The organism is Micromonospora sp. NPDC005173 (assembly GCF_040608515.1).
Taxonomy (GTDB): domain Bacteria; phylum Actinomycetota; class Actinomycetes; order Mycobacteriales; family Micromonosporaceae; genus Micromonospora.
This window is the reverse complement of record NZ_JBEXIK010000006.1, coordinates 62,398-75,603: the sequence shown is the minus strand read 5'-3', so window position 1 is coordinate 75,603 and position 13,206 is coordinate 62,398. Positions and strand designations below refer to the sequence as shown.

The window sequence follows — 13,206 nt, the reverse complement described above, 5'->3', positions numbered from 1 at the left end:
CCCGCGGCTCCGGCCGAGGGCGCGTTCAACCAGACGGCAGGAGCGGACGACGGGCCAGCCGCCGTGCAGACTGAACCGGATCTGCTCGACCGGCCCCGACCGCCTTGGTGCCGCTGTACGCAGCTGCTGCCGCTGAGGTCGCGGGCGGTGGTCGACGTGGCGGCGGGTAGGCCGACGCATGGCGGAACGCCCAACCCGTCAAGGGTTGGGCGTTCCCCCCGTCGCGAGGCGACAGGTCACTTCTCGTCGTTGGGTCAAGCGTCCCCGTGGTCGTGGCCCTTGTCCCGGTTCTCGTCGCCCTTGTCGTCGTGGCCCTTGTCCCGGTCCTTGTCGCCCTTGTCGTCGTGGCCCTTGTCCCGGTCCTTGTCGCCCTTGTCGTCGTGGCCCTTGTCCCGGTCCTCGTGGTCCCGGTCCCAGTTCTTCTTGAACTCGTTCCAGTCCCGGTCCTCGTCGCTGCTCCACCACGAGTTCCGGTCCTCGTCCTTGTCGCGGCTCCGGTTCTGGTCCCGCTTGTCGTCGCTCTTGATCTGGCCGCGGATTTCGCCGTTCGGGTACTTCTTGGTGTGCACGTTCACGTAGGTGACGCCGGCCTCGATCGCGTCGACGAGTTCGTCGAACTCGCCCGGCTCGATGCCCTGGTCGGCGGGGCCGACCACGTCATCGGGCTTGATGGTCCCCTTGATGGTGGCTGGGGCCTGGGGGCAGGACTGGACGTCGTGCGACGCGCCACCCTTCGCGTCCTTCAGGTTGGAGCACAGGAAGACGGCGATGCCGCCGCTCTGGTGCCTCCCTCCGAAGTGGATGTGGGCCTGCTGGACGTCCTTCAGGTCCTCGTAGCTCAGCTTGAACTCGATCTTCTTGTCCCGCTCGTCGATCGTGGCTTCGAACTGGCCGGAGCCGGGCGTCGAGATCGGCTTTGGATCTTCCTCGAAGCCGCTGAGCTTGGCCCGGACGTTCACCTCCTTACGGTCCCGCGAGTCGCTCCAGTCCCGCGAGTCGCGGGAGTCGTGCGAATCCCGCTTGTCGCCCGAGTCGTCCCGGCCGTCGCCCAAGGCGGCGGTACCGATGGCGGTTACCGCCACCGCTGCGCTGGCCGCCATCGCGACCGCCCAGAGTCGGGTACGTCCCATCATTGCTGCTCCCTTCTGCGTGGAGTCCTGAGCCGCGGGATCACCGGCGGACGAACCACTCGTGACCGGACTCAGGCAGGCAAAGGTGCCGTGCGCCGGAGGTCGTTGTCGTCGAGACCGTCCCGCGCTCGGTTCGATTGGCACCCTTTGTGAAATTGTTCCACGTTCGCGGCAAACATGAGCCGGCTTCCCTGATCCGACCGTCAGGGATCTTCGGGAGGTGTAGATCAGACTGGGTGCTGTGCGGCCCACCCGGGCGGTTCGATTGATCGACTCGGTGTCGGCGATGTCGCCGTATCCCGACGCGAGGATGCCTCCATGTCGGCGATCTGGAGTTGACCATCACCAGCCGGCCCGACCGGCTGCACCCGTGCGGGCGGTACCCTCCGGCGTGCTCATCCGGCCCGACGGCCGCGAAGACGTACGGCGCCCGTCCCGCCCGGGCTCGCCGCGTCGATCAGGTTGGGTACGTGGGGCAGGCCCTGGCTGCGCGGGTCCATGGGGTCCTCGCCTGCCGGAGGCGCGGCGCGGTGACCCTCACGCCGACCCGCGGCTCCGGCCGACGGCGCGTTCAATCAGACGGCAGGAGCGGACGCATGAACGTCCGCTCGTAGCGCACGACACAACCCGACTCGTCGCGAATCCGATCAGCCACGACGAACTCCGGGTCATCGCCGAACCGTGCGCGGTAACGCTCGTAGGCCGCCAGACTCTCGAAGCTGAACAACGCTTCGGCCTTGTCGCTCGCGCCCTCGGCCGGCAGGAAGTAGCCGTGGTGCACACCACCGTGCTTGGCCACCAACCGCATCCACTCCCGGGCGAAGCGCTCAAATGCTTCGATCTGTGCGGGATCGATGGTGTAGTGCACCACGCAGGTGATCACGCATTCACCATACGCGCGCGGTGGCCGAGCGCAGAGCGCGCTCGGCCACCGCGACCGACGTCAGGTCAGCGCTGACCCCCCAGGTACATCGCGTTGAACAGCAGCCGGTACGTACCGTGCGACTGAGCCCGGTGCTGCGGCTTGAAGCCGATCATCACAACCTGCCCGTCGCCCACCTTCGCCGTCACCACGGCCGCCTTGCCACCGATGACGTCCTCACCGAGGAGGAAGCCGCTCTTCAGCAGGTTGGTCTTCGGCCAGGTGGCCGCCACCGTGACACCCTGCGCGCCGTCCTCGACCTCGAACGCCGGCCCGTCGGCGACGAACGCCGACGCGGTCGATCCGAACCCGGCGGCGACCGGGTCACTGGCGTCGACGTTGAGGTTCAGCACCGAGCCCGGAATGTTGTAGCTGGTGTCCGGCACCCCCTCGGTGACGTCCTTGACCGGCACGTCGAACGCCTTGATCGGCAACTCGGCCGCCTTGTTGAGGGTGACCACCGTGCCGCCCGCCTCGACGAACGCCTTCAGGTTGGCCACGCCGGCATCGGTCATCCCGCCGGTGTACTCCGGCGGCAGCGAGCCCGCCGCCCGGCCGTTGCGCATCGAGTTGTACGTGGCGTCGGGCAGCACGATCGTGTCGAACTTCGCCCGCAGATCGCCGGCCCGGACCGACGCGTTCGTCAGCTTCTGGTAGCCGAAGCCGAACTGGTCCAGGGCCAGCCGGGTCCAGCCCTCGTCGTAGTTGTTGAAGCCGTCGTACAGTCCGATCCGAGGCGCGACGAGCTCCCGCACCTTGGCCGGCTTCGCATCCACCGCGGCGATGCTGAGCCCGTACCGGGTGGCGAGCGCCGTCACCCGAGCCTCGGTGCCCGGACCGGGCGTCACCAGGAACGTGCCAGCCGGCAGCTTGCCACTGCGAGTGGTCACCTCAGCGCTGCTGAGGAAGACCTTGTCCCCCGCCGCCAGCAGGGAGTTCACGGCGGCGGAGCTGTCGTTGACCCGGGGGTCGAGGGCGTACGCGTACTTCGGCGCGCCGGCCACCACACCCGCCGGCACCTTCGGCGAGTCGACCCGGACAGTGCTGGCCTGCACCGCCTGGCCGAGCTTGTCGACGGCGACGCCCATCTGGAACGACAGGGTGTAGCCGGTGATGTCGTACGGCGGCTCCAGCGGGCCACCCGGGTAGAGCCGCCGGTCCGGGTAAACCTGTGGGTTCAGCAGGTCCAACACGGCTGCCCGGTACGGCTGGGCCTCCCGCACGAGGTAGCTCCCGGCCGGGTAGGTGCGCTTGCCGACGGTGAAGGAGTTCACCGCACGCTCGACCTGGATGTTGTTCCAGCGCAGCTTGTCCACCAGCTTGGTGGCGGTCGGGAAGTCCGCCTGATCCGCGGGGATCACGTAGGTGGTGCCGGCACCGTTGCGGGCACCGTCCCGGGCCATCTGTGCCACGCCGTAGAGCAGGCCCTCGCGGTCGTCGCTGGCCACCCGCAGCATCGCCCAGGAGGCCGTCTTGATGTAGTCGCAGCTCTGCGACAGATGCCACTCCCCGCCCTTCCAGGGGCTGGGGTAGAAGACCGACGGCTCGCTCGTCGAGGTGCCGTCCGCGAATGTCTTCGGGAAGGTCGCCGGGTCGTACACCCTGGGGGTCGCCGAGGCGTGCGCGGTCTCGGTCAGGATGCCGATCTGGTTGTGGTAGTACGGCGCGGTCCGCGCGCCGCCGTTCCACCAGATGTCGTACGACTGGCGGGCCAGCGCGCCGACCTTGCCCTCACGATCCAGCCGCTGCCCCATCGCGTCGCCGACGAGGTTGACGCCCCGGACCACCTGGGGGTTGATGTTCGGGTTCAGCGGGTCCTCGTACGGCGGGATGCTGATCCGGGCGGGGAAGACCGCGGTCTGGTGCACGTTGTGCATGACCTGCGGAATCCACTCGTGGAACAGTTGACGCCCGACGTTCTGCGTCTCCTGCAGGTTGAACATGTACCAGTCCCGGTTGTTGTCGTGTCCGGCGTACTTCTGGTACAGCTCGGGATAGCCGGCATCCTGGTAGGGCCCACCCAGGTTCTTCTTGTACCACTCGGCGACCTTCGTGCCGCCGTCCGGGTTCACGTTCGGCACCAACAGGGTGATGACGTTGTCCCGGATCGCTCGCGCCTCGGGCGTCTCGCTGGTCACCAGGTCAAACGCGAACTGCGGGGCGGTCTGGTGGCCGGCCACCTCGGTGGAGTGGATGCCGAAGTCGACCCAGGCGATGGCCTTGCCGTTCTTCGCCAGGTCACGCGCCTGAGACTCGGACAGCGAGTCGCCCTGGGAGAGCCGCACCGAGGTTTCCCGGTAGCGCTTGAGGTTCGCGTCCTTGAGATTCTTCTCGGAGGAGACGATCGCCATCAACTGCGGCCGTCCCTCGCTGGTCTTGCCGATCTCGACCAGCTTCATCCGGTCGCTGGCCTTGTCGATTGCCCGGTAGTACTCGGCGATCTGCTCGTAGGTGGCGAGCTTGTAGTCGGCACACGGCGCCCAGCCGATCACCGACTCCGGCTTCGGTACGCGGTTCGAGGCGGTAGCGGTGGTCGCCGACGTCAACACCGGCGTACCGACCAGAGCCAGCGCGCAAGCAACCGACACCGTTGTCCGAGACAGTCTTCGTTTCACCTGATACCCCTTCGCAGTACGTACACGACGGAAAAGGGTCCGGTAGGGGCGGCCGCGCCAATCGGATAGCTTGATTCAACAGGTTTCGATCCAGGTCCGGAATGCTCAGGATGGCAGTTGAGGAAATCTTGAGACTCACCACTGTGCCGGATCGGACCAGGACCAATTTCGTTTAGGCACGACAATTCCACCAAGGACGTAATGGACAGTCCTCGGTGTTGGCGTGGCCACAAAGGGCGGGCATTGAATGCCCGCCCTTTGCACGTCACTGGCTGAGCTCGGCGACCTCCTCGGCCGTCAGGCGGAGCGCTTCGGCGGGAGCTGCGCCCCGCGCGGCGGCGGTGGGCGGGTCGGCCGGCCGCCGCAGATGCCAGTCCGTCACCGCCTGGTAGGCGGCCACCACGGACAACAGCCGGTCCTCGGCGTACGGGAGGCCACCCAGGATGGTGCCGACCGGTAGCCCCGCGGTGGTGAACCCGATCGGGAAGGCGATCTCCGGCAAGCCCAGGATGTCGAAGGGCACCGGGTCGGTCTGCACCACCACGTCGCAGTCGTCGAAGAGGTCGTTGAGCACCCGGTCCATCAGCAGCAGCTTGGCCCGCTGACCGGTGATGAACTCGTTGCCACCCATCAGCGCTCCTTGCAGCCAACTGGTCACCGACACACCGAAGCCGCGCAGGTCGGTGCGCAGGTACGGCATGAACGGCTCGGCTCGCTCGGGCAACCGGATGTTGTTGAAGGTGCTGCCGGTCAGCTGGCCCCACTCGGCGGGCAACTGCACGTCCACCAGGGTGACGCCCGGGATCGCGGCGAGCTGCGCCAGGTACGCCGTACGGGCCAGCGCACTGGACGAGGTGCCGTTGGCGAAGCCCGGCAGCACGCCGATCCGGGTTTTCCAGCGCAGCTTGACGCGGCGTCCCTGATAGACCGGGCTCGCCGCGTCGATCAGGTTGGGTACGTGGGGCAGGCCCTGGCTGCGCGGGTCCATGGGATCCTCGCCTGCCATCGCAGTCAGCATGATCGCAGCGTCCTTGGCGTCGCGCGCCAACGGGCCCGGGTGGTCGCGGCTGTACGTGAGCGGAATGATTCCGGCCGCCGAGACCCGACCCATGGTCGGCTTGAGGCCGGTGAGGTTCTGCGCGTTGGACGGGGCGGTGATCGAGCCGCCGGTCTGCGTGCCGATGCCCGAGGTGGCCATCCGGCCGGCAACCGCGGTGGCGGTGCCGGTGGAAGACCCGCCCGGGTCGACGCCGCGGTTGGTCGGCGTCCAGGCGTTCACCGTGGTGATCACACCGGCCGGCGTGGTGGCACGGGTGGTCGCCAGCGGGCCCATCTGAGTCTTGCCGAGCACGATCGCGCCGCTTGCCTTCAACCGGGCCACCGCAGTCGCGTCGTACGGAGGCACGAAGTCCTTGAAGAGGAACGAGTTCGCGGTGGTGGGGACCCCTTCCGTGTAGTAGTTGTCCTTGATGGCCAGTGGGATGCCGTGCAGGGCACCGTGTCGGGGCCTGCGTCCGGCATCTCTCGCGGCCGCGATGGCCGCGTCGGCGAGCAACCGGTTGAACGCCTGGTAGCTGCCGTCGTACCGGGAGATGCGATCCAGGTACGCCTCGACCAGGTGCTCGGGGGTGAGTTTGCCGGCGCGGATGAGCCAGGCTGCCTCGGCGATGGTGAGCTCGGACGGATCGGCGAGCGCCTCCGGCCGGGGTTTGGTGTAGGCGTTCGGCTGGTCCAGCGGCCGTCCCCCCGCTCCCGGCTTGGCGTTGGTGGACAGGCCGCTGCTCGCCAGCGCGACCGAGGGCAGTCCAACGTTGACGCCCACGGCTGAGACGGTGGCCAGAGCGGCGGCGCGGGCCAGAAACGCGCGGCGGTCGACCGTACGGTCGAGCGGTTCGGACGTCATGCCTTCCGCCATTCGGTGCTGTTGGAGGGGTAGAGGACCGGCACGTGCTGCTGCGACAGCGCCTTCGCGGTGTCGGGATCGGTGCCATCGGGAGCGGGCAACTGGTATGCGGCGAGCGTCGCCACGGTGCCCCGCATGAAGGAGCGCAGCGAGGCGAGCACGGAGTCCCGGCCGGGCGAGCCGGTCTCCGGGTCGGGGCTGGTCCCTGGCGGAAGTTGGTCGAGGTCGATGCCGAGGGCGGCGAGCCGGGCACGGATCAGAACGTTCAGCTCAGCATCCGTGGGCGGAGTAGGTGCCATGATGCTCCCAAGTCGTGCGACAGGGGGTGTCGCGGGTCCCGGTCGAAGTGACCTTGACCGTAGGCCGGTAGCAACTCGCGGCGGCCGGGCACGCGTACAAGTTGAGCAATATTTGAACTTGCCGATCACGTGGCAGCCGGCACCCGTCGGGAACTGGTCGGCAGGGTGACCCTGTGCTGGTCACAATGAGCGCCGTGCAGAGATCAACGCAGCGTCTGCAGACAGAGCGGCGGTGGCCCGCCACAGCGATCGATTCGGAGCTGCTGTTCGACACAACCCGCAACCTCACCGCGCGAGGCGAGGCGACCACAGGCCTGTTCGCGGTGGCACTGGTCCGCGAGGGCAGGTCACTCGGCTGGCCGGAGCCGTGGCGGGATCTGCTCCGTTCGCTACGGGAGCACCCGATCGCCGACGTCCGCGATGCCGCCTTCGACATCTCGATGGAGGCAGTCTGACCGGACCCACCGCCTGCCCTGCCCCGTCGTCACGGCCCGCCGCCGGTCAGGTACTGCGGAACGCGCGGCGGTAGGCCTGCGGGCTGGTACCGGTGACGAGCTTGAAGCGGTCCCGAAAGGCGGTGGCGGAGCCGAATCCAACCTGGGTCGCGACCCGGTCGATGGGATGGGCCGTGGCCTCCAGGAGGTGCTGCGCCTGGTGGACGCGCACGCGGTGCAGCCACTGCAGAGGCGTGGTGCCGATCTGGTCACGGAAGCGGCGGTTCAGGGTGCGGGTGCTCATGCCGGCGTGCTGAGCGATGTCGGCGAGGGTCAGTTCGCGTCGTGCGTTGTCCCGCATCCAGGACAGCAGCGGCTCCAGGGTGACCCCGTCAGGGGTGGGCGGTTCGTGCGCGATGAACTGGGCTTGCCCGCCAGCGCGTTCCAGCGGCATGACGGACAAGCGGGCGGCGTCGGCTGCCACGGTGGCGCCGTAGTCGCGCCGGATCATGTGCAGGCACAGGTCGAGTCCGGCGGCAGCGCCGGCGGAGGTCAGGAACTGGCCATTGTCGACGTAGAGGACGTTCGGGTCGACCTGGATCTGCGGGTACTGGGCGGCGAGCTGGTCGGTGGCGATCCAGTGCGTGGTGGCGCGGAGTCCGTCGAGCAGGCCGGTGGCGGCCAGGGTGAACGCGCCGCCGCAGATCGACGCGATGCGGGTGCCGTTGGCTGCGGCGGTCCGCAACGCGTCGAGGGCCTCGGCGGGTGCTGCGGCGGTGGGGTCGGCGACGCCCGGCACGATGATGGTGTCGGCCTCGACGAGGATGTCCAGTCCCCACGGCACCGCGATGCTGAACGCGCCGGTGGTGACCTTCGGCGTCACGGCGCAGATCCGGACCCGGTAACCGGCGCGGCCGTCGTGCAGACGGGTGCGGTGGAACACCTCCATCGGGGTGGCGAGGTCGAACGGGACGACGCTGTCGAGAGCGAGCACTGCCACGGTGTGCATGGCAGAAATCTAGCCAGCTAGGGCGTCACGGTGACGGGTTGCGCGGGTCTGCCCGCATCGGCGGCGCGGCGGCGGCTGAAACGGTGGTAGAGGCCTTTGATCGACGGGCCGCCCACGAAGCACCACAGGGCGATGACGGGATCGCAGATGGCGCAGCCGAACGACGAGTCGTGCAACGACGGGATGAGCGGGGTGCCGCGGCGGTGGTGCATGACGTCCCAGGCGGTGTGCAGAAGCCACCCGACGCCGATGAGGGTGTAGGAGTTGAGCGCGGCGTAGCCCACCACCACCAACAGGGCGCAGAAGGCCAATTCCCACAGGCCGAATCCGCCGCCGCTGATGTAGGCGGCGCCAGCGCCCGTAACGATGAGTGCATTCAGACGACGCCGGTGCGGCTCGGGAACGAAGGAATTGAGCCCGACGTAGACCAGCCCAATGACGACTGGCATGACATAGCGAAGCACGATCTCAGTCCTGTCAGCTTTCCGGAATGCCGTATCGAAAGGCAGCCTAAGGGACGTCTCGTAACTGGGTGAAGGTGTTGCCCGGCGCCGGCTCGGTGGTCAGCCGGCGAGGATGATGTTGTGGAGATTGGCGATGCCGGAAGCGGCGTCGGCCAATGTGTGGGCGGCGCGGCGGTAGTCGCGTAGGATCTTGAAGCACTTCATCCTGGCCAGGGCATGTTCGACCCCTGCTCGAACGGTCCGGTGTTCGACGTTCAGGGCTTCCTTCCAGTCCGGCAGGTCACTGCCGTCGGCGGGCTTGCGGTACGGGATGATCACGTCGGGGTTGCCGCGGTAGCCGCCGTCGGCCATCACCGGCCGCCCGTCCAGCTTCTCTTCGATCCCTGAGCTGCGGTAGACGATCGTGTCGTTGCGGTTGCCGGGCTGTGGGTCGCCGACGGCGATGACCAGGCGGGTGGAGGCGTCGATGGCGACCTGCAGATTCGTCGAGTACCGGTAGTTTTTGCTCCGGGCGGCCAGGCGGTGGTCGCGGGTGGGAATCAGGGTGCCGTCGACGATGGCGATCTGCTCGACCGGCCGCCGGCGCACCGGCGCCAGTGCGAGCAGCGGGCCGAGGGCGTCGATGACCCGGTGCGCCGCGGAGTGCGACACCCCGAACAGCGGGCCGATCTGGCGCATCGTCAGGTTCGTGCGCCAGTAGGTCGCCACCAGCAGCACCCGGTCGGCGAGGTCCAGGGCCCACTGCCGGCCCGGCCGGCCATCAGCGATCGTGGCACCGCCCCGCTCGGCGACCAGACGGACCAGCTTGCGGAACTGGGCGGGCTGCAGCCCCGTGAACGGGAAGATCCACTCAGGGTGCGCCGCGGTGATCACCTGCACCCCAGGCATCCTCGATGATCGTCCTCAGCGGACAGACACCGGGGTTACGAGACGTCCCTTAGGGAGGCTTAAGCCCGGGAGCGAGAGGCGAAAATGCCACACCCCAACGGGTTCCGGCCACGCCAGGCGGGAGTCAGGCGGTGGGCCGAAGGCGTTGCGCGTTGCTGGAGGCGGTCTTCCGGGAACGGGTCGAGGCCCTGTGCGCCCTCGCCCGCGACCTGACCAGCAGGGCCGACACCCGGGCCGCACTTCTGGAGTGGCTGAGCGCCGTCACCGCGTCCGCACGCTGGTCACGGCATTGCCCTGGCAACGGAACACCACCCGGACCCGCCGCCGAAGCGGCTCGACTGCTGGGCCTGACCGTGGCGGGGATCAGCCCCCGTCAGGATTGAGGCAGCATATGTAGAATCCGTCTCACCTTCGGGCCGCCCCGGTCCGGCCTGTCAGGAGGGTGCGCTGTGTCCGTACCCACCGTGACCGGCCCCGCGACGCACTCCCCTGCGGGCCGCGACGGCGAGCGGCTCGGCAGGCGGGCCTGGACCTCGCTGGTGCTGCTCGGCTTCGTCGGCCAACTGGCCTGGACGGTCGAGAACATGTACCTCAACGTGTTCGTCTACGACACCATCACCGACGACCCCAATGCCATCGCCACCATGGTCGCGGCGAGCGCGCTGGCCGCCACCGTGGCCACGCTGCTGATCGGTGCGATCTCCGACCGGTCCGGCCGCCGCCGGGTCTTCATCGCCGTGGGCTACGTCGTGTGGGGTGCCACCACGGCGGCGTTCGGCCTGCTCACCGTGGATGGCGTGGCCACACTGGCGCCGGCAGCCGACGCGGTGCTGCTGGCCGTGATCGCCGTGATCGCGCTGGACTGCCTGATGTCGTTTCTCGGCTCCGGCGCCAACGACGCCGGGTTCCAGGCCTGGGTGACGGACGTGACCCGGCCGGCGAACCGGGGCCGGGTGGAGTCCGTGCTGGCCGTGATGCCGCTGCTGGCCATGCTCGCCGTCTTCGGCGGATTCGACGGTCTCACCCGGGCCGGCCAGTGGCGGACGTTCTTCCTGATCGTCGGTGGGATCATCGCGATGGTCGGGGTGCTGGCCTGGTTCCTGGTACGCGACGAGCCCGTGCCCGTCCGTCGTGGCGAGCGCCTACTCGGCTCTGTGCTGCACGGGCTGCGCCCGACGACCGTACGCGCCAACCCCGGGCTGTACCTGGCGCTGGCCGCGTGGTCGATCTGGGGTGTGTCGACCCAGGTCTTCCTGCCGTACCTGATCATCTACGTGCAGCGCTACCTCGACATCGACGGCTACGCCCTCGTACTCGGTGTCGTGCTGCTCGGCGCATCCCTGGTGAGCGTCATCGTGGGCCGGTTCATCGACCGGGTGGGCCGGGTCAGCTTCCTCCTGCCCGCCGTCGGCGTGTACGCGGCCGGCCTGCTCGCGATGTACCTGGCCCGCGGCACGGGCCAGGCGATCGCCGCCGGGCTGCTCATGATGTCCGGGTTCATGCTGGTGCTGGCCCCGATCGGGGCGCTGGTACGGGACTTCTCACCGCCGGAGCGCGCCGGTCACGTGCAGGGCCTGCGCATGATCTTCGCGATCCTGGTGCCGATGCTCGTCGGGCCCTATCTCGGTGCGGCGGTCATCACCGGCGCCGGTGAGACCTACGCCGACCTGGGCGTGGTCAAACAGGTGCCGACGCCGAACATCTTCCTGGCCGCGCTGGCGGTGCTCGCCCTCATCCTCGTACCGGTGCTCACGCTGCGCCGCCGGCGGTACGGCTCGGCGGCGCGAGCATGACCCGGCCGCTGCTGACCCCGTGGGGCGAGGCGCTCGACCCCGACCGGCCGTTGCCGGAGTATCCACGCCCGCAGATGGTCCGCGACAGCTACCTCAATCTCAACGGCCGCTGGCAGTACGCGATCACCGACAGCGGCCGGCAACCGGACGAGTACGACGGCGAGATCATCGTGCCGTTCTCGCCGGAGACGCCGCTGTCGGGCGTCGGCCGACAACTCCAACCAGGCCAGACGCTGTGGTACCGCCGGATGTTACGGCTGCCCGACGGGTTCCGACCCGATCCGTCGGCGCGGGTGCTGTTGCACTTCGGAGCCGTCGACCAGACCTGCGAGGTGTTCGTCAACGGCACGCTGGTGGGCGGGCACACCGGCGGCTACCTGCCGTTCCACTGCGACATCACCGACGCGCTGCGCGACGGTGACAACACTCTGGTCGTCGCGGTACGGGACGGCACCGACACCGACCACCACTCGCGCGGCAAGCAGCGGCTCCGCCGCGGCGGGATCTGGTACAGCCCGCAGTCCGGGATCTGGCAGACCGTGTGGGTCGAGTGCGTGCCTGCGCTGCATGTACGGCGGCTCACCCTGACCCCGCTGCTCGGCGAGGGCTGCCTCGATGTGACGGTCCACGCCGGCCCGGACGCGCCCGACGCGACGGTGACGATCCTGGCCGGCGACGACGTGGTGGGCGTGGCGCAGGCACCTGCCGGACAGCCGGTACGCGTTCCCATCCCCCAGGCGCGACGGTGGAGCCCCGAGGACCCGTACCTCTACGGTGTGATCGTGGACCTGGGCGACGACCGGGTCCGCGGCTACGTCGGCATGCGCTCGTTCGGCGTCGGCCCCGGCCCGGACGGCACACCACGGCTGCTGCTCAACGGCGCCCCGTATTTCCACGCCGGCATCCTTGACCAGGGCTACTGGTCCGACGGCTGGTACACGGCTCCGTCCGACGAGGCGATGGTCCACGACATCGCGACCATGAAGCGGCTCGGCTTCACCATGCTCCGCAAGCACATCAAGATCGAGCCAGCGCGCTGGTACCACCACTGCGATCGCCTCGGCATGCTGGTCTGGCAGGACATGGTCAACGGCGGTGGCCGTTATCGGCCACTGGTGGTCACCGCACCCGCGGTCAGCCCGCTCCGGCTGAACGACCGTCACGGGCGGTTGTTCGCCCGCGACGACGACGCCGGGCGCGACCAGTTCCGCGCCGAGCTGCACGACACCGTCGAGCACCTGCGCAACGTCGTCAGCATCGCGGTGTGGGTGCCGTTCAACGAGGGCTGGGGCCAGTTCGACGCGGCCGCGATCGCCGCCGAGCTCGCCGCGCTGGATCCGACCCGCAGCGTCGACCACGCCAGCGGTTGGCACGACCAGGGCGGCGGAGACCTGCGCAGCCTGCACGTCTACTTCCGCCGCTTCCGGGTGCCGCGGCGCGGGCGTGACCGCCGGGTGCTGGTGTTGTCCGAGTACGGCGGCTACAGCCTCGCCGTCAGCGGGCACACCACGACCGATCGCGAGTTCGGCTACCGCCGTTTCCGCGACGAGGCGTCGCTCGGTGCGGCTTTCCGCCGCCTGCACGCCGAGCAGATCGCGCCGGCGATCGCCGATGGCCTGAGCGCCTCCGTCTACACCCAACTGTCCGATGTCGAGGACGAGGTCAACGGTCTGCTCACCTACGACCGCCGGTTGCTCAAACTGCCGGCCGAACTGGTGGCCGAGGTGAACCGGCAACTCCGTCTCTGAC

12 protein-coding genes are annotated in these 13,206 nt (G+C 68.9%); 4 read left to right on the top strand and 8 right to left on the bottom strand.

The window, feature by feature from the left end; all coding sequences use genetic code 11:
• Positions 1–254: 254 nt before the first annotated feature.
• The 5 genes from ABZV00_RS10295 to ABZV00_RS10275 all read right to left on the bottom strand — a co-directional run bounded on the left by ABZV00_RS10295 (position 255) and on the right by ABZV00_RS10275 (position 6,869).
• Entirely contained in the window at positions 255–1,133 is an 879-nt protein-coding gene (locus ABZV00_RS10295; protein WP_355603919.1) for a CHRD domain-containing protein, read from the bottom strand.
• Between the two features lie 568 nt (positions 1,134–1,701).
• On the bottom strand, positions 1,702–2,013 hold the full coding sequence (locus ABZV00_RS10290) for an NIPSNAP family protein (RefSeq protein WP_355603916.1): 312 nt from the start codon (positions 2,011–2,013) through the stop codon (positions 1,702–1,704).
• Between the two features lie 65 nt (positions 2,014–2,078).
• Entirely contained in the window at positions 2,079–4,667 is a 2,589-nt protein-coding gene (locus tag ABZV00_RS10285; protein ID WP_355603913.1) for a M14 metallopeptidase family protein, read from the bottom strand.
• 265 nt (positions 4,668–4,932) lie between these two features.
• Positions 4,933–6,570, bottom strand: a complete 1,638-nt coding sequence (locus ABZV00_RS10280; RefSeq protein WP_355603910.1) for an amidase — start codon at positions 6,568–6,570, stop codon at positions 4,933–4,935.
• Positions 6,567–6,869, bottom strand: coding sequence for a hypothetical protein (locus ABZV00_RS10275; protein ID WP_074311343.1), 303 nt, complete (start codon positions 6,867–6,869; stop codon positions 6,567–6,569). The genes ABZV00_RS10280 and ABZV00_RS10275 overlap by 4 nt, the downstream gene beginning before the upstream one ends.
• A 194-nt stretch (positions 6,870–7,063) precedes the next feature.
• Between ABZV00_RS10275 and ABZV00_RS10270 the strand changes: the two genes are divergently transcribed.
• Complete coding sequence (locus tag ABZV00_RS10270; RefSeq protein ID WP_355603906.1) at positions 7,064–7,324, top strand: hypothetical protein; 261 nt, start codon at positions 7,064–7,066, stop codon at positions 7,322–7,324.
• Positions 7,325–7,370: 46 nt separating this feature from the next.
• Here ABZV00_RS10270 and ABZV00_RS10265 read toward each other — a convergent pair whose 3' ends face one another.
• From ABZV00_RS10265 to ABZV00_RS10255, 3 genes are all read right to left on the bottom strand, one after another.
• The gene (locus ABZV00_RS10265; protein ID WP_355603903.1) at positions 7,371–8,312 is read right to left on the bottom strand and encodes a helix-turn-helix domain-containing protein; all 942 of its coding nucleotides are present in this window, start codon (positions 8,310–8,312) and stop codon (positions 7,371–7,373) included.
• Between the two features lie 17 nt (positions 8,313–8,329).
• Positions 8,330–8,776: a DUF6010 family protein gene (locus ABZV00_RS10260; RefSeq protein WP_355603901.1), complete on the bottom strand. Its 447-nt coding sequence runs from the start codon at positions 8,774–8,776 to the stop codon at positions 8,330–8,332.
• Between the two features lie 99 nt (positions 8,777–8,875).
• Positions 8,876–9,655: a transposase family protein gene (locus ABZV00_RS10255; protein ID WP_355603899.1), complete on the bottom strand. Its 780-nt coding sequence runs from the start codon at positions 9,653–9,655 to the stop codon at positions 8,876–8,878.
• Positions 9,656–9,795: 140 nt separating this feature from the next.
• On the opposite strand from ABZV00_RS10255, the gene ABZV00_RS10250 reads away from it, so the two are divergent.
• From ABZV00_RS10250 to ABZV00_RS10240, 3 genes are all read left to right on the top strand, one after another.
• Positions 9,796–10,047: a hypothetical protein gene (locus ABZV00_RS10250; RefSeq protein ID WP_355603896.1), complete on the top strand. Its 252-nt coding sequence runs from the start codon at positions 9,796–9,798 to the stop codon at positions 10,045–10,047.
• A gap of 66 nt (positions 10,048–10,113) precedes the next feature.
• The gene (locus ABZV00_RS10245) at positions 10,114–11,457 is read left to right on the top strand and encodes an MFS transporter (RefSeq protein WP_355603894.1); all 1,344 of its coding nucleotides are present in this window, start codon (positions 10,114–10,116) and stop codon (positions 11,455–11,457) included.
• Positions 11,454–13,205 carry a sugar-binding domain-containing protein gene (locus tag ABZV00_RS10240; RefSeq protein ID WP_355603891.1) on the top strand — a complete coding sequence of 584 codons (1,752 nt, stop codon included), beginning with the start codon at positions 11,454–11,456 and terminating at the stop codon, positions 13,203–13,205. Before ABZV00_RS10245 ends, ABZV00_RS10240 begins: the two co-directional genes overlap by 4 nt.
• Position 13,206 lies beyond the last annotated feature (1 nt).

Bases quoted from the DNA above. Each gene is read 5' to 3' on its own strand.
- ABZV00_RS10280 (WP_355603910.1), bottom strand. From the start codon at position 6,570: ATGACGTCCGAACCGCTCGACCGTACGGTCGACCGCCGCGCGTTTCTG.
- ABZV00_RS10295 (WP_355603919.1), bottom strand. From the start codon at position 1,133: ATGATGGGACGTACCCGACTCTGGGCGGTCGCGATGGCGGCCAGCGCA.
- ABZV00_RS10240 (WP_355603891.1), top strand. From the start codon at position 11,454: ATGACCCGGCCGCTGCTGACCCCGTGGGGCGAGGCGCTCGACCCCGAC.
- ABZV00_RS10265 (WP_355603903.1), bottom strand. From the start codon at position 8,312: ATGCACACCGTGGCAGTGCTCGCTCTCGACAGCGTCGTCCCGTTCGAC.
- ABZV00_RS10275 (WP_074311343.1), bottom strand. From the start codon at position 6,869: ATGGCACCTACTCCGCCCACGGATGCTGAGCTGAACGTTCTGATCCGT.